Annotated in this window: 16 protein-coding genes and 2 pseudogenes; 3 read left to right on the top strand and 15 right to left on the bottom strand. The window is 64.1% G+C overall.

The window, feature by feature from the left end:
- Nucleotides 1–28 precede the first annotated feature (28 nt).
- The 10 genes and pseudogenes from C3F42_RS04185 to C3F42_RS04225 form a co-directional block, all read right to left on the bottom strand.
- The gene (locus C3F42_RS04185; RefSeq protein ID WP_094011111.1) at nucleotides 29–949 is read right to left on the bottom strand and encodes a FecR domain-containing protein; all 921 of its coding nucleotides are present in this window, start codon (nucleotides 947–949) and stop codon (nucleotides 29–31) included.
- Nucleotides 946–1,461, bottom strand: a complete 516-nt coding sequence (locus tag C3F42_RS04190) for a sigma-70 family RNA polymerase sigma factor (protein ID WP_023630684.1) — start codon at nucleotides 1,459–1,461, stop codon at nucleotides 946–948. The genes C3F42_RS04185 and C3F42_RS04190 overlap by 4 nt, the downstream gene beginning before the upstream one ends.
- A 564-nt stretch (nucleotides 1,462–2,025) precedes the next feature.
- Nucleotides 2,026–2,097, bottom strand: a complete 72-nt coding sequence (gene pqqA / locus C3F42_RS04195; RefSeq protein ID WP_081941331.1) for a pyrroloquinoline quinone precursor peptide PqqA — start codon at nucleotides 2,095–2,097, stop codon at nucleotides 2,026–2,028.
- A 76-nt stretch (nucleotides 2,098–2,173) separates the two neighbouring features.
- Nucleotides 2,174–4,279 carry a PQQ-binding-like beta-propeller repeat protein gene (locus C3F42_RS04200; protein WP_104444022.1) on the bottom strand — a complete coding sequence of 702 codons (2,106 nt, stop codon included), beginning with the start codon at nucleotides 4,277–4,279 and terminating at the stop codon, nucleotides 2,174–2,176.
- 559 nt (nucleotides 4,280–4,838) lie between these two features.
- A complete protein-coding gene (locus C3F42_RS30155; protein WP_023630682.1) occupies nucleotides 4,839–4,970 on the bottom strand; it encodes a TonB-dependent receptor in 132 nt (43 codons plus the stop codon).
- A gap of 62 nt (nucleotides 4,971–5,032) precedes the next feature.
- A pseudogene (locus C3F42_RS30160) lies at nucleotides 5,033–5,221 on the bottom strand (hypothetical protein); the annotation flags it as partial.
- 2 nt (nucleotides 5,222–5,223) lie between these two features.
- Nucleotides 5,224–6,162: a DNA-3-methyladenine glycosylase gene (locus C3F42_RS04210; RefSeq protein WP_256586266.1), complete on the bottom strand. Its 939-nt coding sequence runs from the start codon at nucleotides 6,160–6,162 to the stop codon at nucleotides 5,224–5,226.
- A 364-nt stretch (nucleotides 6,163–6,526) separates the two neighbouring features.
- Nucleotides 6,527–7,534, bottom strand: a pseudogene (locus C3F42_RS04215) (chitinase); the annotation flags it as partial.
- 37 nt (nucleotides 7,535–7,571) lie between these two features.
- Nucleotides 7,572–8,207, bottom strand: coding sequence for a lytic polysaccharide monooxygenase auxiliary activity family 9 protein (locus C3F42_RS04220; protein ID WP_023630096.1), 636 nt, complete (start codon nucleotides 8,205–8,207; stop codon nucleotides 7,572–7,574).
- A 343-nt stretch (nucleotides 8,208–8,550) separates the two neighbouring features.
- Nucleotides 8,551–9,321: a ribonuclease gene (locus tag C3F42_RS04225; protein ID WP_104444024.1), complete on the bottom strand. Its 771-nt coding sequence runs from the start codon at nucleotides 9,319–9,321 to the stop codon at nucleotides 8,551–8,553.
- Between the two features lie 153 nt (nucleotides 9,322–9,474).
- Here C3F42_RS04225 and C3F42_RS04230 point away from each other — a divergent pair, with 153 nt between their 5' ends.
- Nucleotides 9,475–9,654, top strand: coding sequence for a DUF2986 domain-containing protein (locus C3F42_RS04230; protein ID WP_046855970.1), 180 nt, complete (start codon nucleotides 9,475–9,477; stop codon nucleotides 9,652–9,654).
- A 25-nt stretch (nucleotides 9,655–9,679) separates the two neighbouring features.
- On the top strand, nucleotides 9,680–10,153 hold the full coding sequence (locus C3F42_RS04235) for a VOC family protein (RefSeq protein ID WP_094011108.1): 474 nt from the start codon (nucleotides 9,680–9,682) through the stop codon (nucleotides 10,151–10,153).
- Nucleotides 10,154–10,165: 12 nt separating this feature from the next.
- On the opposite strand, the gene C3F42_RS04240 is transcribed toward C3F42_RS04235, so the two are convergent.
- Nucleotides 10,166–11,038 (bottom strand): LysR family transcriptional regulator, encoded by an 873-nt coding sequence (locus tag C3F42_RS04240; protein ID WP_038705920.1) that lies wholly within the window; start codon nucleotides 11,036–11,038, stop codon nucleotides 10,166–10,168.
- A 175-nt stretch (nucleotides 11,039–11,213) separates the two neighbouring features.
- Between C3F42_RS04240 and C3F42_RS04245 the strand changes: the two genes are divergently transcribed.
- Entirely contained in the window at nucleotides 11,214–12,206 is a 993-nt protein-coding gene (locus C3F42_RS04245; protein WP_177182907.1) for an NAD(P)H-quinone oxidoreductase, read from the top strand.
- Between the two features lies 1 nt (nucleotide 12,207).
- On the opposite strand, the gene C3F42_RS04250 is transcribed toward C3F42_RS04245, so the two are convergent.
- The 4 genes from C3F42_RS04250 to C3F42_RS04265 form a co-directional block, all read right to left on the bottom strand.
- Entirely contained in the window at nucleotides 12,208–12,918 is a 711-nt protein-coding gene (locus C3F42_RS04250; RefSeq protein WP_094011106.1) for a PA1136 family autoinducer-binding transcriptional regulator, read from the bottom strand.
- Entirely contained in the window at nucleotides 12,915–13,769 is an 855-nt protein-coding gene (hchA, locus tag C3F42_RS04255) for a glyoxalase III HchA (protein ID WP_094011105.1), read from the bottom strand. The genes C3F42_RS04250 and hchA overlap by 4 nt, the downstream gene beginning before the upstream one ends.
- Before the next feature lie 119 nt (nucleotides 13,770–13,888).
- Entirely contained in the window at nucleotides 13,889–14,452 is a 564-nt protein-coding gene (locus C3F42_RS04260; protein ID WP_104444025.1) for an NTP transferase domain-containing protein, read from the bottom strand.
- The gene (locus tag C3F42_RS04265) at nucleotides 14,449–15,420 is read right to left on the bottom strand and encodes an XdhC family protein (protein ID WP_104444026.1); all 972 of its coding nucleotides are present in this window, start codon (nucleotides 15,418–15,420) and stop codon (nucleotides 14,449–14,451) included. The genes C3F42_RS04260 and C3F42_RS04265 overlap by 4 nt, the downstream gene beginning before the upstream one ends.
- Nucleotides 15,421–15,423: the final 3 nt, after the last annotated feature.

Here is a 15,423-nt window from a genome sequence, read left to right on the forward strand (position 1 = left end):
GGCTCGGGCCTCCACGATCGTGGGCCCCCTACCCCTTGCCGATTGGCTCCATGCGCACCCAGTAGCGCGTCATGCGCCGTGCGCGAACCGGCAACGCGTCTTCCAGGCTGGCCAGGGCGACGTCGGTGTCGTCCAGGTTGAATGCGCCAGACAGGCGCAAGCCCGCGACCTCACCGGCGCAGCCGAGATAACCGGGGCGGTAGCGCGCCAGCTCGTGGACCACCTCGTCCAGGCGCCAGTCGACACTGACCAGCATGCCCTCGGCCCAGGCCTGGCCGCCGGGGGCCAAGGGTTGCAGGGGGCCGATGTGGTCGGCGGCAAAACTCAGGCTGTACCCACTGTCGATACGCACCACCTGCGACGCCCGGCTGGGCCGCACCTCCACGGCATGGGCGGCCACCGCCACATGGCTCACGTCGTTGTCCTGACGCACGCTGAAGCGGGTACCCAGGGCCAGGATGTCGCCTGCCACGGTGCGCACGCTGAGTGGCCGCGCATCCTTGGCGGTTTCCACCAGGATCTCGCCGCGCTGCAGCTGGATCAGGCGCTGGCCCGCGTCGTAGCGAACATCGACACGGCTGTCGGTGTTGAGGTCCAGGCGCGTGCCATCGGCCAGGGTCAGTCGGCGGCGCTCGCCGATCCGTGTCGCATAGTCGGCACTCCAGGGCGAAGCCCGGTACCCCTGCCAACCAACGGCCCCGACGCCGAGCAACAGCGCCAGTGCCTTCACGGCATGGCGCCGGTCGCGCCGGGCGATTTCCAGAGTCTGTGCGGCACCGCGGGGGGCGCTGCCCAGGCGGCCTTGCAGTTGCTCCAGGCGCGCCCAGGCTGCGGCGTGGCGAGGGTCGGCCGTGCACCAGGCTTGCCATGCGGCGCGGGTGGCGTCATCGACATTGCTGTCATGCAGGCGCACGTACCAGTCCACCGCCGCGCTGAGAATGGCCTTCATGCGTCCTCGACCAGCAGGCAATGCATCAGCGCGCGGGCCAGGTGCTTGCGCACGGTGCTCACCGAAACACCCAGGCGTTCGCCAGTCTTCTCGTAGCTCAGGCCATCCAGTTGCACGGCAAGAAACACAGCCCGCGTGCGCGGGCCCAGCCCATCGAGCATACGGTCGATGGCCATCAGGGTATCGAGGATCGCGGCGTGGGTTTCGGCCGAGGGCGCATAACGCTCCGGCTGCTGCGCCAAGGCTTCAAGGTAGGCGCTTTCCAGGCTGCGGCGGCGGTACAGGTCGATGGTCAGCCCGCGCGCGATGGTCGCCAGGTAGTGCCGCGGCTCCTTGAGGGTGCCGGCGGTGCGCGCCAACAGCACCCGGATGAAGGTGTCCTGGGCCAGATCCGCGGCATCGGCGGAGTTGTTCAGACGCTGGCGCAACCAGCCGTGCAGCCAGCCGCTGTGCTCACGGTATAGTGTTTCCAGGCCGGTGTGCGCAGTGCCATCGGGAACAACGGTGGACATCACGCCTCCCTAAAAAGATTATCAGGCACAAATAAGAATTTATCTCAAGTGTACTCAGTGAGGGAGGAATTGGGAATGCTGCCATGTGAAAGGGGTCGCAGGGATTGAAGTCCACCATAAGCCCTGGTGGGGTCTGGGCATAGCTGAATGTATTGGCGAGCGCAAAGCGAGGCGAAGAGGGCTTCGCCAGGCCCTGTATGAAAAGTCTTGTGACGCCGGCCAGGCAAGGCGAAAACAGCCGAGGAAGTGGAGTTCACTGGAGTAAATGAGCATTTCCGAGGCTGTTTTCAACGCAGCATGACGTGAAGCGTGGTACCAAGCGTCTGTGAAGCAGCTACTTACTAGCTCAAGCCTTTAACTAGCATCACGTTTTTGTCAGATGATGGCGCGTTCTCCTGTCGAGGGAGGCTGGGGCGATGGGGAAATAGAGGCGGTCTTTGGCAAATCCACTAGTTAAATCAAAGGGTACGTCTCTATGGCGAAAGGACAGCGGTCACCAGCCTATTTTACCCCTGATCACCCCATGCACTGGTTGCTGGCGGCACCCTGGTGCTGCCTCAGCACTCAACGATTGGCAAAGTACATCGTCACTTCAAAGCCAATGCGCAAGTCGGTAAAGCTGGGTTTGGTCCACATAGTGCGTGCTCTCTCGGTTGTTTGATTGATAAAGGGCAGCGCACGTCCTTGTCCGCCGCGCAAACCTCGTGTTCGATCAGTGAGTGCCAGCCAGAGGCTCCTTACCCTCATGAGCGTCCCAAGCCTGGTTGATCAGGTAGGCAAAAACGGCCTTTAGTTGGTCATCGGTAAAATCCGCAAACGCTGGCATGCCGCCGCCAGCCTTGGAAAGTAGCCCCTGGCGCACGACGGCTTCGAAGAAGTCGTAGCTCGGTGGTGGCGCATAGAGGAGGTTGGGCACACGGCCACCGGCAGCATTGCCACGCAAGCCATGGCACTCGACGCAGCCACTGCCCTCGAACAGCTTGCGACCAAGTGCTGTCAGTGCTTCTGGCTGCCGAGGGGTGAGCGGCGCAGGCACCTTTTGCACTTGTGCGAACGGTGGGTAGTCCTTGACGCCGCCCAACTTGAACGCCAGTAACCGTGGCGTGGTCCGGGCCTTCGGCGCGGAAGCTGAGTCTGCGTTCAACGACCCAGTCGCAGCCGCGGTGCCGGTACCGGTCGCCAGCAAAACGTATTGTTCACCGTCAACCATTACGGTCGACGGCGCGGCCCGCACCGCGCCACCGATCTCGTGGCTCCACAGTGTCTTGCCCGTCGCCGCGTCCAGCACATGCATGCGCCCGTCGCCGGTGCCTTGGAAAACCAGGCCTCCGGCCGTATGCAGCAGGCCGCCGTTGGTAGGCATCGGCAAGCGCGACCGCCACTTCACACTGTTATGACGTACATCCCAGGCAACGGTTTCTCCGTAGGTCTGGTACTGGCCATCGGCAGAGCGTTGAACAGGCTCGAACGACTGGCCGCCGAGCGCGGAATCGGGATCATCCTTGACCAGCGTCGGCTGAGACATGGCGGGAATGAACACCGTCTCGTCGTCCGGGTTGAAGGCCAGCGCTTCCCAGCCATGGGCGCCCAGGCCATTGGGCAGCTGCATGTACTGCTTGGCGTCATTGAGCCAATACTGCCCTTCCCGCTTCATGATCGGGCGACCATTTGCGTCCAATCCTGAAGCCCACTCCATCGGCATGTAGGCACCGCCGGAAATGAACTTGCCGGTCTGCGCATCCAGGGCGTAGGCAAAACCACTCTTCGGCACGCTCAGCACCGCGCGTGTCGACTGCCCGTTCACGGTGATGTTGGCAACCATGATGCCGACGCTGGAGTCGTAGTTCCAAGCATCCTGGGGGGTTTGCTTGAAATGCCATTTGTACTCGCCCGTGCTGGCATCCAGGGCCACGATGGAGTTGGTGAACAGCTCATCGCCTGCCTGTTCGCCACGCTTCGACGGATCAAACGGTGCCGGCCCCCCTACCCCTATGTAAAGCAGATTAAGCTGTGGGTCATAGGTCATGGCGTCCCAAGCGCTGCCACACCCGTGGGTCTTCGAGTACCAGTCTTTACCCCAGGTCTTAGCCGCATTCTCATACAGCGCCGATTGCGGCTTCGAGGGATCGTCAGGCACCGTGTAGAAACGCCAGCGATGAGCGCCGCTGTTGGCGTCGAAGGCATCGACATAGCCACGGGTCGTGCCGGTATCGAGGCAGGCATTGCCGGTGAACACCAAGCCGTTGCCCACCCGCGGCGCCGCGGTAATCGCGTACATGTCAGCGGAGTCGCACGATGTCGCTTCCCACACTTTCTTGCCCGTGCGCTGGTCGACCGCGATCAGACGGCAGTCACCCGAAGCGATGATGACATTGCTGCCACTCAGTGCCACTCCGCGATTGAATCGGCGCCCCCAGTAGCCTGCAAACGATGAGCCCTGCTGCGCATTCTCATCTTTGAAATTCCACATCAACTGACCTGTCTTTACATCGTTGGCAATGACCTGGCCGTTGGGTGCCCCTTGAAAAACAATACCGTCCTTGACCAGGGGGTTACCCACCAGGCCGTCACTGACCGGGAGGTCCACCCACCAAGCCAGGCCCAGTGAACCGACGGTGTCCCTGTTGATAGCCTTCAGCGAAGAGGAATGCTGCATCTCGCTGGAGTTTCCAAGAAACTCCCAGTCCGTGTTGGATTTCTCGGCCGGCTGTTCATCCAGCCCGCAACCTGCAAGCGATGCCAGCAATAATGCAACGATTATTATTCTCATATGACCTCTACCAATTTCAGCCCCGGTCCTGGGAGATTGTTGGTTCATCTAACCCTCTCATCGGGCCGGCAATCCTCAAGTCATGGTCAATCGACTAGATCAATTGACCAACTCCTGGCGGTACATTTGATCAGTAATGCCATTAGCACGCTACAAGATTTTTTTATAGCTTATAAATCAATTAGATATGCACGCACGGAATGCAGGACGGATTCACAGGATTGCGTCTAGCTCGGTAAACCTTGAGACCGTCGGGGGCCGAGATTGGTCAGGCTGAGATCGTAAAGCGCGCGCTACAGCCAAACTAGGGTCTGTTTGAAAAGTCTTGAGACGAAGGTCAGCCAAGGCGAAAACAGCCGAGGAACGGTCGGAGCCGCGCTCGACTTTACGGATTGTAAATGAGCATTCCGACCGGGCTGGCGCACCAGGCTGTATTCAACGCAGCATCACCGTGGTGTTTTGCAAATACGACCAATAAATCGCGAGTGATTATTGCGCTCAGGCAAGGCGTCGCGACGAGTCGTAGCCCAGCTACGGCGAGGAGCGACAACGCCGCATGAGCGCAAAAAGCACCGCGAGTTATGGTCGTTATTTGTGAAACACCACACTAGGGTTCAGGCGTGTATTTGACACTGAACATGACGTTGCGCGGGTCGCCGTAGTAGTTGTTGTAGTCGATGGTGTTGTAAGCCGGCTGGTAGTACTTCTTGTCCAGCAGGTTATTGAGGTTCGCCGCCATGGTCTGACCTTGTACGCGACCCGAGCATCCCAGATGGCATAACCGGGCAGGCCGAAGACGTGGTCGTAAGAGGTGGTGCCGGTGACCGCCGTGGTGCCCAGCCCCACCGAGGTAAGGCTCCAGTTACCGGGCAAGGTGTAGTCGACCCACAGCTTGAACTGATGCTTGGGCGTCCAGGTGCAGCAGCAACGACAAGGTTTCGCCCCATGCAGGCCTGGTGTATGCGCTGAACAGACAGTGAATAGGTTCACACCTATTTAGGCTGGCCTGTCAGGCTTTGCCAGGCGCGCAGCACTGCATAACCGCGCCAGGGTCGCCAGCCCTGCGCGGCTTGCGTTGCCGCCTGTGCGCTGCTCACACCCAGGGCTTTTTGCAGCGCCACATCGCCCGCCGGGAAGGTATCGGGCCAGCGCAACGCACGCAAGGCGATGTATTGCGCGGTCCAGTCGCCGATCCCCGGCAGTGCGCGCAAGCGGGCACAGGTGGCCGCGATGTCCACACCCGGGCTCAGGACCAGGCCACCCTCCAGCACCGCCTCCGCCAGTGCCTTGAGCGCCGCCTGGCGTTGGCGCGTGATGCCCAGCCGGCCCAGTTCATCCCCGCTGGCCGCAATCAGCGCGGCGGGCGTGGGGAACAGACGGTCCATGCCAGCCAGCGGCGTTGTGATGGGTTGCCCGAAAGCCGCGGCCAGGCGTGCGCCCAATGTGCGCGCAGCGGCCACGGTGATCTGTTGGCCCAGCACGGCGCGCACGGCCACCTCGAAACCGTCAACCGTTCCCGGAACGCGCAGGCCCGCGCCCGAAGGGAACGCACTGTGCAGCACGGCGTCGATGGCGAGCGGGTCGGCATCCAGGTCGAGCGCGGCGCGCACGCGGTTGATCACCGTGGGCACGACGCCCGTCAGGGAATCGCTGATCCTTACTCGCACCTGGGTGCCCGCCTCGTCAAAGGCCACGCTCAACCAGCCGCAATGTTCCTGACCGTCCTGCATGAGATGCAGCGTACGGGTGTATATCCCCTCCTCCACACGCTCCACGCCGGGTATCGCCCGCAGGCGCAGAAAGCCGAGCATTGCGGCAGTGTCATAGGGCGGACGCCAGCCCAGGGCAACACAGCCGTTCGAGCGCGCATCGTGCGCTTTCAGTGCCAGGTAACAGGCGTCGTTTTCGGTAGTGTCGTTGATATTGGCCATGGGTGACATGGTAGCCCCTGTGGGTAGCAGTGACTCGCCATTTTCGTACCGGCGCCCTAGTGTGGTGTTTTGCAAATACGACCAATAAATCGCGAGCGATTTTTGCGCTCAGGCAAGGCGTCGCGACGAGTCGTAGCCCAGCTACGGCTAGGAGCGACAACACCGCATGAGCGCAAAAAGCGCTCGCGATTTATTGGTCGTTATTTGTGAAACACCACACTAGCGACCAGGCACAAAAAATCCGATGCCTTGCGGCATCGGATCTTCATGCGGTGATCAAGCCGACAGGCCTCGACTGTCGGGCATCAGGCACGTCTGCCGGATGCTAGCTCGATCAGGCGTCGGTGGACGCCGTGGCCTTGTTGCCACTGTTGATCAGCGGCCCGTAGCGCCGGCTGAACTCCTGGTTGTAAGGCACGTGGTTCTTGTTGACCCCGCTGTCCCAGTTGACCGACCAGGTCATCAGGCCCTTGATCGACACGCCCTTGGCGTAGAGACGCTTGAACGCGTTGGTCACCGCCGTCGGGTTGATCACATAGCCGGTGGCGGCTGCATCGACGTTGGCCGGCAGGCCGATGACGAACTTGTCGGCCGGGATCCGGGTGAAGCCGCGGGTGCCACTGACCAGGCTCTCGGTCAGGTAGAACAGGAAGTCCTCCTTCATGGCATCGTTGTTCTGCGCGATCCAGGCGCCGTTGCCATTGTTGGCCTCCTGCACCCAGAGCCCGTCACCCCCCTGGTTGTAGAACTGCGGGGCGATGAAGTCGTAGTACCCCTCCAGTGCCTTGAGGTAGTCGACGTAGCGCCCCGCGCTGGTCAGGTAGGGGAACTCCGGTGCCATGCTGATGATGAAATGCTTGCCCTCGGCGGCGTAGTGATCCTTCACCAGTTTCAGAGCGGCAGGCAGGACCGTCTTGTTGGCGGCGAAATCGATCGCGCTCTGTTCAAGGTCGATGTCCAGCCCGTCGAAACCGTAGGTCTCCACCAAGCGGATGATTTCATTGGCCAGCGGCTGTTCATGGCCCGGGTTCAAGGCGATATGCGCATCGGCGCCGCCCAGGGACATCAGCACCGCCCTGCCCTGGCTGTTGAGCACGCCCACCTGGCGCCGGAACTCGGCATCGGACAGGTTGTAAGGCTTGAAGGTCGGTATGCCGCTGCCTTTCATGAAGGCCACCGCCACCACGTTGTAGTCGCGCGGCACCTCCTCCAGGCTCATGTTGGCGAACTGCCCGCGCTGGTAACCATCCGCCGGGCCGGCCGGCCAGTTGTGCCAGTAGCCCATGAGGATCTTCTTGCCCGCCAGGCTGGGCATTCGCGATGCAGCGTCATCCTGCGCTGCCTTGAGTTGGGTAAAGTCAATCGTTGCCATGTTCTAATCCTTCAGAACGTGTGTAGATCCCGCGGACTTACTGGAAGTCGACGTCGAATGCCTGGTAGAAGGCGTTGCCGGTATTGGCGACGATCCACATCAGCACGATCACGTGACGGCCTTTCTTGTTGGCCGGCAGCTTCACTTCGTGATCGACCTTGGCCTTCAACTCGCCGGCGTGGCTGTAATACGGCACCTGCGGGTAGAAGTCCTCGGCGAACGGCTTGTCTTCCAGTTGTGCACGGGTGATGCGTTGTTTCGGGTCCCAGCCGTCCTTGGTGATCAGCCAGCGATAGCCGCGGGTGGTATGCGGCGCGGTGTAGCGCCAGGTCACCTTGAACACTTGCCCGGCGTCGACATTGATCAGCGGCCAGGTGAAGGCGCGGTTGAGCTTCTTGCCCATCTCCTCGTCGGTGAAGTTGACGCAGTCACGGGCGTCGGTCTTGCCACCGCTGAGGATGTAGCCATCGGCGGGCGGGGCGACGCTCGGGTTGTCCGACTGGAACGGCGCCGGGAACGGACCGGCGGCCAGGGCCGGGAAGTTCTTGCCGCCTTCCATTTCATCGACCTGCCAGCCACTCAGCACGCCGAGGTCGATGGCGACCGCGCCACGCGAGGCTGGGGAGGTGACACGACCGTGACGAAGCGGGTTCTGGTTTTCTGGTTGGTTCATCGTTGTAACTCCATGTGGTTTGTGAACTCTCCCTTTCCGAAGGAGAGGCCTTCAAACTAACGGAGCTGGATTTATTGTCCACGCAGCCATTTTGGGCCCTGGCGTACCCGAAGCATGGAATCTCCAATGAATACTGGATGAATATACAGTGCACCCTAAAAGGTACTACCTACCTTGAAGGAAAACACCTACACACCAGCGCGACATTTGGCCAGTGTCCGCGCCTCCGGGCCAATGAAGCACTGCCCAGACCAACACCACGACATGGGTGCCGGCGATGGCGCGAACGCGCAGGTAGTCGCCAGTAGCGGCTGCTCGCCTGGGTGCGCTCCGTGCAGGAAAGCTACTTGAAGGGTGCACGAACCTTGATCTGCTGGTTGTCTGGAGTGCCGCCGGTTGGGCACGGCGTCGGCCCAAGCTGCTTGTCCAGGCAGACCCAGAGCTCTTTCAAACGGTTGCCCGAACCCACCGATACCCGCAGGCTCTGCGCAGGCAGCGCCGGGTTATGGGCCAGGAACGCCTGCTTGATGTCGCTCACCTTGGCGTCCACCAATTGGTTGGGGCCCGCTTCGCTGCCGAGCATTTCCTGCAGGGAGGGCCGCTGCAGCGAGTCGTAGACCCGCTGGATATCGGCAAAGTAGCGCTCCGGCGACGACCAGCCGCAGGTACCGTGGGCCTGCCATTCGTTCTGCATCAGGTCCGGCCCGGGCATCATGCACAGGTGCTGCCTGACCAAGGGTGCCGGTAGCGAACCGACTGTCTGGCAGTTGCGCGGATGGTCCTGGTTGGACCTGGCGTAGCCATTCTGCGGCCACAGGCCGTGCACCACCCATTCGAAACGATTGCCCGAGAAGCACTGGAAGGCATGCTTTTCGCGTTGCGCCTTGGGCTTGTTGCGCTGGGCTTCACAATGCTCCGGCGACCAGGACAGCACCAGGGCCAGGTAATCCGTGGGCAGGTCCTTGTTGACGTAGTCCACCGGGCGGGCCGGCGCAGGCTCGACGCTGTCGGGCAGCGCGCAGATTTGCTCGGCGAAGATAGGCGAGGCGGCGGCTGCCAGGCAGCCAAAGAGCAGCGCTTTCAGGCAGGTTGCAGATTGTGGCGTCCATTGCATGATGACCTCCTTGTCGGGTGCGACAGGCTCCGTGCCTGTCGCTCGGTTAAACCCGTCAGCTGATGGTGTAGCGCGAATATGACGATTCCTCAGTGGCGGTTTGCTGTATCGTTCGCCCTGCGGCCGCACCCAGCGTCAATGAAGTGGAATAACATGAACCGTCGTAAAAAGATCAACCAGCTGTTGAAAGCCCACGCCAAGAAGGCCAGTGCCAAGTTGGCGCCGAAAAACAGGAACCCCTACATTTCCAAGGCCGACCGGTTGAAACTGGCGGCCGAGGCCGGCCAGCCCGAAGCAGACTCGGTGAGCGACGTCGCGCCGGCACAGCCCTGAACCTTCTGCATGAGCGAGCAATGCGATGGACCTCAAGTTCAGCCACGTGGATGTACTGGTCGCCGATCTGGACGCCGCCTGTAGCTATTACGCACAAGTGCTGGGCGCCGACATTTCCCGCCCGCTGGTCTGGGAACGCGGCGGCCTGCACGTCCACTATGCGATCGCCCGGGTCGGCCAGGAGCGTTTCATGCTGGTCCAGCCGCTGGCGGGCAACCTCAAGGACCTGCTCGATACCCACGGCGAAGGGATGATCTACCGCCACTGCTACTCCACGCCGGACATCGAGCAAGCCTATGACCAACTGACGGCCAATGGCATCCAGCCCGAGGACGAGAACGGCAAGCCACTGGCTCGCGAGCACCTGCAGTCGCCTGCCGGAGCCCGCATCATCTGGTTGCCCAAGCGTTTCGGGCATTTCTCGATCGAGATCATCGAGGCCCAGGCCCTCGAAGCCTTCATCGCAGACGCGTTCAGCCCTTTGGCCGTTGCAGGCTGACTGCAGCGCCCGTCACTCGCCTGGCCCGGCAAACGCCCGCACCAACTGGTCGATCACCGCGCGCACCCGCGCCGTGTGGCGCAGGTCCTGGTGGGTGACCATCCACACCTCGTAGGGCTGGCTGCGCGTACGCTGGGGCCAGACTCGCCGCAAGCCGTCACGCTGCCCCAGCTCCACCGGGATCTCCCCCAGGCCCAGGCCTTCGGCGATGCCGCGGCGCAGCATCATGCTGGCGTTGGCCGCCATCACCACCCGCCCTTCGCCCATGGGCACGTCCACCAGGGTCGGTTCGGCACGGTCGCGCCAATACGGCTCATACACCACCAGGTCGTGGCCGGCAAAGCTGCCCTCTTCCGGCACGCCCCGGCGCGCCAGGTAATCCGCCGAGGCGAACAGGCCCATCTGCCAGCTGGCCAGCTTGCGCAGCACCAGGTCGGGGCTGTCCGGGCGCTGATTGCGGATGGCGATGTCGGTTTCGCGTTGCGACAGGTTGACGATCTCCGAGCTGCCGCTGAGCACCACGCGCACCTCGGGATGGGTCTCGTGCACCTGCCGCAGTGCCGGGATGACGAATTCCAGGGCCAGGGAGTCGGTAGTGGCGATGCGCACTTCGCCGGCCTCCTCGTTATCCGCGCCTCGGGTTCGGCGGGCCAGTTCCAGGGCCGCCTGTTCCATCTTCTGCGCCATTTCCACGGCCACTTCACCGATGGCGGTCAACTGGTAGCCGGCCGGCGTGCGCAGGAACAGGGTCGAGCCCAGGTCCGCCTCCAGCGCCGCCACTCGCCGGCCCACCGTGGCCTGGTCGACCCGCAGCACGCGGGCGGCGCGGCGCAGGGTCTGTTCGCGGCTCAAGGCCAGCAGCATGCGCGCATCATCCCAGTTCATTGGTCTACTCCTGATTCAGCGCAGCCACTGCCGGCTGAAGAAAATCTGCAAAGGTGCGTCGCAAAATCGCCGCGCGACCGGGCAACCCGGCTTGCATACCCTGTGATGCAACGGGCCGACACGGCCTTTCTTCAGAATGACAGAGGTCTTCATGCGTCACATCATCCCCAGCCAAATGAGCGCCATCGACATCACCCGGCCAGGCGGCCCCGAGGTCCTGCAGGTTGCCAGCCATGCCACGCCCCAGCCAGGCCCGCGCGAGGTGCTGGTGCAGGTGCATGCCGCCGGCGTCAACGGCCCCGACCTGCTGCAGCGCAAGGGCCTGTACGATCCACCCGCCGGCGCGCCGGCCATCCCGGGCCTGGAGATCGCCGGCAAGGTGGTGGCCATCGGCGAGCAGGTCCGTCACTTTGCCCTCGGCGATGCCGTGATCGCGCTGGTCCAGGGCGGTGGTTATGCCGAGTACGCCGTGGCCGACGAACGCACCACCGCGCACCTGCCGGAAAACCTGTCGATGGTCGAGGGCGCGGCGCTGCCGGAAACCTTCATGACCGTGTGGGTCAACCTGTTCCAGCGCGGCGGCTTCAAGGCCGGTGAAAGCGTGCTGATCCATGGCGGCGCGTCGGGCATCGGCACTACCGCGACGCAGCTGGCCCGGGCCTTCGGCGCGGCGAAGATCTTCACCACGGTCAATGGCGCCGGGCAACAGGCCGCAAGCCTCGAACTTGGCGCCGACGTGGCCATCGACTACACCCGCGAGGACTTCGTCGAGCAAGTCATGGCGCACACCGACGGCAAGGGCGTGGATGTGATCGTCGACATCATCGCCGGCGACTACGTGGCGCGGAACTTCAGGGCCGCCGCCATGGACGGGCGCATCGTGCAGATCGGCGTGGTCAAGGGCCCGGCCACCGAGGTCGACCTGTTCCCACTGCTGACCAAGCGCCTGACCCATATCGGCTCGACCCTGCGCGCGCGCAGCGCCGACGACAAGGCGGCGATCCTCGGCGAGTTGCAAGCCAAGGCCTGGCCCCATGTACGCAGCGGCGCGGTCAAGCCGCTGATCCACGCCACCTTCCCACTGGCCGCGGCCAGCCAGGCCCATGAACTGATGGAGTCGGGCCGGCATATCGGCAAGGTGGTGCTGAACGTCGCGCACAAGGGCTGAGTCAGTCGAGCGCACCGCTGCCCAGGGCGATCCTGATCGCCTGGGCGGTGGTGCTCACCCCCAGGCGCCGGCGGGCGGCGCGCAGGTGGTTTTCCACCGTGCGCAGTGATAGTCCGAGGGTGGCGGCGATATCGGCCTGGCGCTGCCCGGCGGCGGTCCAGGCCAGGACCTGGCGCTCACGCTCGGACAAACGCCCCTGGCCGCTGGGCACTTCCAGCAGCCGCCGAGCGCCCGCGAACGCGGCCTGGGCCAGCAGCGTCAGGGCCAGGCGTGCGGCAGGTGTCGCCACGACCTGCGCTCCACCGAAACTCATGGCGCCCTCCAGGCCTGCGGGACCGAACACCGGCACCTGCAAGCCGTGGATACCCGGCCCGCTCGGCGCCCGCACCACGCGATAACGCTCGTTGCCATCGTCCAGCCGCTTGCTCCAGAAGAACGGCTCGCGTGCCGCCAGCAGGTGACGGGTCACCGGACAGTGGCGCACGTAGGTCTGGGCGTCGACCGCCTGGCCATCGCCGAACCAGTCCCCCTCCACCCAATGGATACGCTCGACCACCTCGTCCCGCGCAGCGCTGGCGCTGAACAGCACGAAGCGGTCATAGCCCAGCGGCCGGGCGACATTGCGCACGGCCGACTGGATATCCGCGAGGTCAGTGGCCTGCGCGATCCGCTGGACGGCTTGCACCACCTGGTCGAATGGCAGGTCCCTCATCCGCCGTTGACTGCCTTGAGCAGCGCCGAGGCGGCCAGCTTGCCCAGGGCATTGCCGGCCAATGGACTGTCGCCGGTGAGCAGCTTGCGGTCCTGGTGGACGGCACCGGAGATACCCTCGTTGATGATCTCGACGCCTTGGGCCTGCAAGCGTTCGCCGAACTTCCAGGTCAGGTGTCCGGGCATGTAGCCGATGTCCGGGGTCTTGGCATCCAGATCGTCAGGGAAGGCGCAGATCTTGTAGCCGTCGTAGAGCTTGCCGCCGGCCAGCAGCGCCGCCGGGCCGTGGCACAGGGTGATGACGAACTTGTCGTGGTCCGCCGCCCATTTCAGCACTCGCCCGACTTCCTCGCTTTCCGGCAGGCCGATCAGCGCGCCGTGGCCGCCCGGGATGAACACACCGATATAGTCCGAGTCCTCACCCAGGGCCTGTTCCAGCACATCGGCGAGCTTGCGCGGCTGCTTGAACGCTGGCTTGTAGCGATCGAACAGGCCCAGCACCTCGGTGTCCTCGCCGGGCATGGCCCAGTATTCGAACTTGACCGGGTTGCCCGACAAGGTCGCGACGTCGAAGGCGAAACCGGCCTTGTCCAGGTGGTACATCGGCAGCAGGGTTTCCACCGGGTGGTTGCCGGTGGAGAACAGCGTGCCGTTGTCGGTGAGCAGGTAGCGCTCGTCGGCGCCGATCAGCAGGACCTTCCAGCGTCCGCCACGGTAGGCGTCGGGATAGTCGGCGCCGCTGAGGTCGGACTTGCGCGAGGTGAACTGGCTGAGGGAGTACGGCGAAGGGAAGAAGGCGTTGTCCTCGGCCGGGTCGGGGGTTGGGCGTTTGTCGTCGTTGGGGCTGGTCATGGTAGTGCTCCTGTGGCCTGGGGTAGGTAACCGGATCCATGCTAGGAGGCCGCCGGATGAGCGGCAATGAGGGTTTTCCCTCAATGGTGGCGTCGGTGACGCAGCGGCCCCCGGGCAGTCTAGCCGAGCGCCGAGGGCGTATCGACGTCGCGCAGCACACCGCTGTCCTGCAATTCCAGGAGCAAAACGCTGCTCGCATGCCGCCGCAGCACCGAGCGCGCCCCTTCATCACCAGCCAACAGCGTCAGCTCGGCCCAGTAATCCCGGCCGAACACCACCGGGTGGCCGTTCTGCCCCTGATGACGCGGCACCACGATGACCGAGGGCGCCGCCGAGGCGAGCAGACGACGGAAGGTCTCCGCCCCGATCCACGGCATGTCCCCGAGCAGGATCGCCACTGCCTGCGCCTCGCTGTCACCCAGCGACGCCGCGCCGGCCGCCAGGCTATGACCCATGCCCAGGCCCGCCTCGGGGCTGTGGACGACCCGGCAGGCTGGCGGCAGCCCAAGATCCTCGGCCCGCTCGCCTGCGCGCAGCACCACGCGCACCTCGTCGAACACCGCCAGGGCGCGCTCGACGCTGTGCTGCAGCAGGCTGCGCCCATCGGCCAGCAGGGCCTGGCGCTTGTCCGCGCCGAAGCGCGCGCCCTGCCCGGCCGCGAGCACCAGGGCGACGACCTTCACAAGGCCTCGCGGGCGATGCCGCTGCGGGTCCGCAAGATATCGGCGAGTACCGCCAGGGCGATCTCCGCCGGCGTCTTGCTGCCCAGATTCAGGCCGATCGGCGCATGAATGCGCGCCATGTCGGCATCATCCAGCTCACCGATACGGCGCAGGCGCTCACGACGCTTGGCCGAGGTGGCCTGTGAACCCATCACCCCGATGTAGAACGCTTCGGTACGCACTGCTTCGAGCATGGCCAGGTCGTCGATCTTGGGGTCGTGGGTGAGCGCCACCACCGCGGTGTCGCGATGGCAGCCGCCGTTGGCGATGAACAGCGAAGGCAGTTCACGACGGATTTCTATCCCGTCCAGCGCCACGTTGTCCATCACCTCGTCGCGAGGGTCGCACAGCACCACCTCGAAGCCCAGGCCCTTGCCGAATTCGGCGCAGAAATGCGCGACGCTCGAATACCCCGCCAGCAACAGGCGCTGGGCGGCGCCGATGCGCAGGCGCACGCAGTGCTCGCCACGCTCCACCCGTGGCCCCTGGCCGAGGTCATCGCTCAGCCGCCGTTCACCGCTGCGCAGGTCGACCTCGCGCAACAGCCGCCGACGACCGAGCAAGGCGCTCTCCAGCTCGGCAAGATGCGCCTGGGTGGCGCAGTCGCCGGGCAGGTTCTCCACCAGCACGTCGAGAATGCCGCCGCACGGCAAGCGAATGTTGCCGCGGGTGTCGCTGCCGTCGCCATAGCGCACCACGGCAACCGCCGTGGCGAATTCGCCGGCGGCGACCCGCTCGAGGAAGTCATCCTCGACGCAGCCGCCCGACAGCGATCCCACCCAGTGCCCGCCCTCGCTTACCGCCAGCAGCGAGCCCGGCGCGCGCGGCGCCGAGCCATAGGTGCACAGCACGCTGCACAACCATACGCGCAGGCCGTCGCGCGACCATTGCGCCGCCTGGCGCACCACCTGCAGGTCGAGATGCTGCACGGG

It is taken from the genome of Pseudomonas sp. PONIH3 (genome assembly GCF_002934345.1).
Lineage (GTDB): Bacteria > Pseudomonadota > Gammaproteobacteria > Pseudomonadales > Pseudomonadaceae > Aquipseudomonas > Aquipseudomonas soli.

What these genes read in the sequence shown, in the direction of transcription:
- C3F42_RS04245 (WP_177182907.1), top strand. Translation starts at nt 11,214, where the DNA reads ATGAGCGCCATCGACATCACCCGGCCAGGCGGCCCCGAGGTCCTGCAG.
- C3F42_RS04225 (WP_104444024.1), bottom strand. Translation starts at nt 9,321, where the DNA reads ATGCAATGGACGCCACAATCTGCAACCTGCCTGAAAGCGCTGCTCTTT.
- C3F42_RS04185 (WP_094011111.1), bottom strand. Translation starts at nt 949, where the DNA reads ATGAAGGCCATTCTCAGCGCGGCGGTGGACTGGTACGTGCGCCTGCAT.
- C3F42_RS04240 (WP_038705920.1), bottom strand. Translation starts at nt 11,038, where the DNA reads ATGAACTGGGATGATGCGCGCATGCTGCTGGCCTTGAGCCGCGAACAG.
- C3F42_RS04235 (WP_094011108.1), top strand. Translation starts at nt 9,680, where the DNA reads ATGGACCTCAAGTTCAGCCACGTGGATGTACTGGTCGCCGATCTGGAC.
- C3F42_RS04250 (WP_094011106.1), bottom strand. Translation starts at nt 12,918, where the DNA reads ATGAGGGACCTGCCATTCGACCAGGTGGTGCAAGCCGTCCAGCGGATC.
- C3F42_RS30155 (WP_023630682.1), bottom strand. Translation starts at nt 4,970, where the DNA reads ATGGCGGCGAACCTCAATAACCTGCTGGACAAGAAGTACTACCAGCCG.
- C3F42_RS04230 (WP_046855970.1), top strand. Translation starts at nt 9,475, where the DNA reads ATGAACCGTCGTAAAAAGATCAACCAGCTGTTGAAAGCCCACGCCAAG.
- C3F42_RS04200 (WP_104444022.1), bottom strand. Translation starts at nt 4,279, where the DNA reads ATGAACCAACAATCTCCCAGGACCGGGGCTGAAATTGGTAGAGGTCAT.
- hchA (WP_094011105.1), bottom strand. Translation starts at nt 13,769, where the DNA reads ATGACCAGCCCCAACGACGACAAACGCCCAACCCCCGACCCGGCCGAG.
- C3F42_RS04220 (WP_023630096.1), bottom strand. Translation starts at nt 8,207, where the DNA reads ATGAACCAACCAGAAAACCAGAACCCGCTTCGTCACGGTCGTGTCACC.
- C3F42_RS04190 (WP_023630684.1), bottom strand. Translation starts at nt 1,461, where the DNA reads ATGTCCACCGTTGTTCCCGATGGCACTGCGCACACCGGCCTGGAAACA.
- C3F42_RS04210 (WP_256586266.1), bottom strand. Translation starts at nt 6,162, where the DNA reads ATGGCCAATATCAACGACACTACCGAAAACGACGCCTGTTACCTGGCA.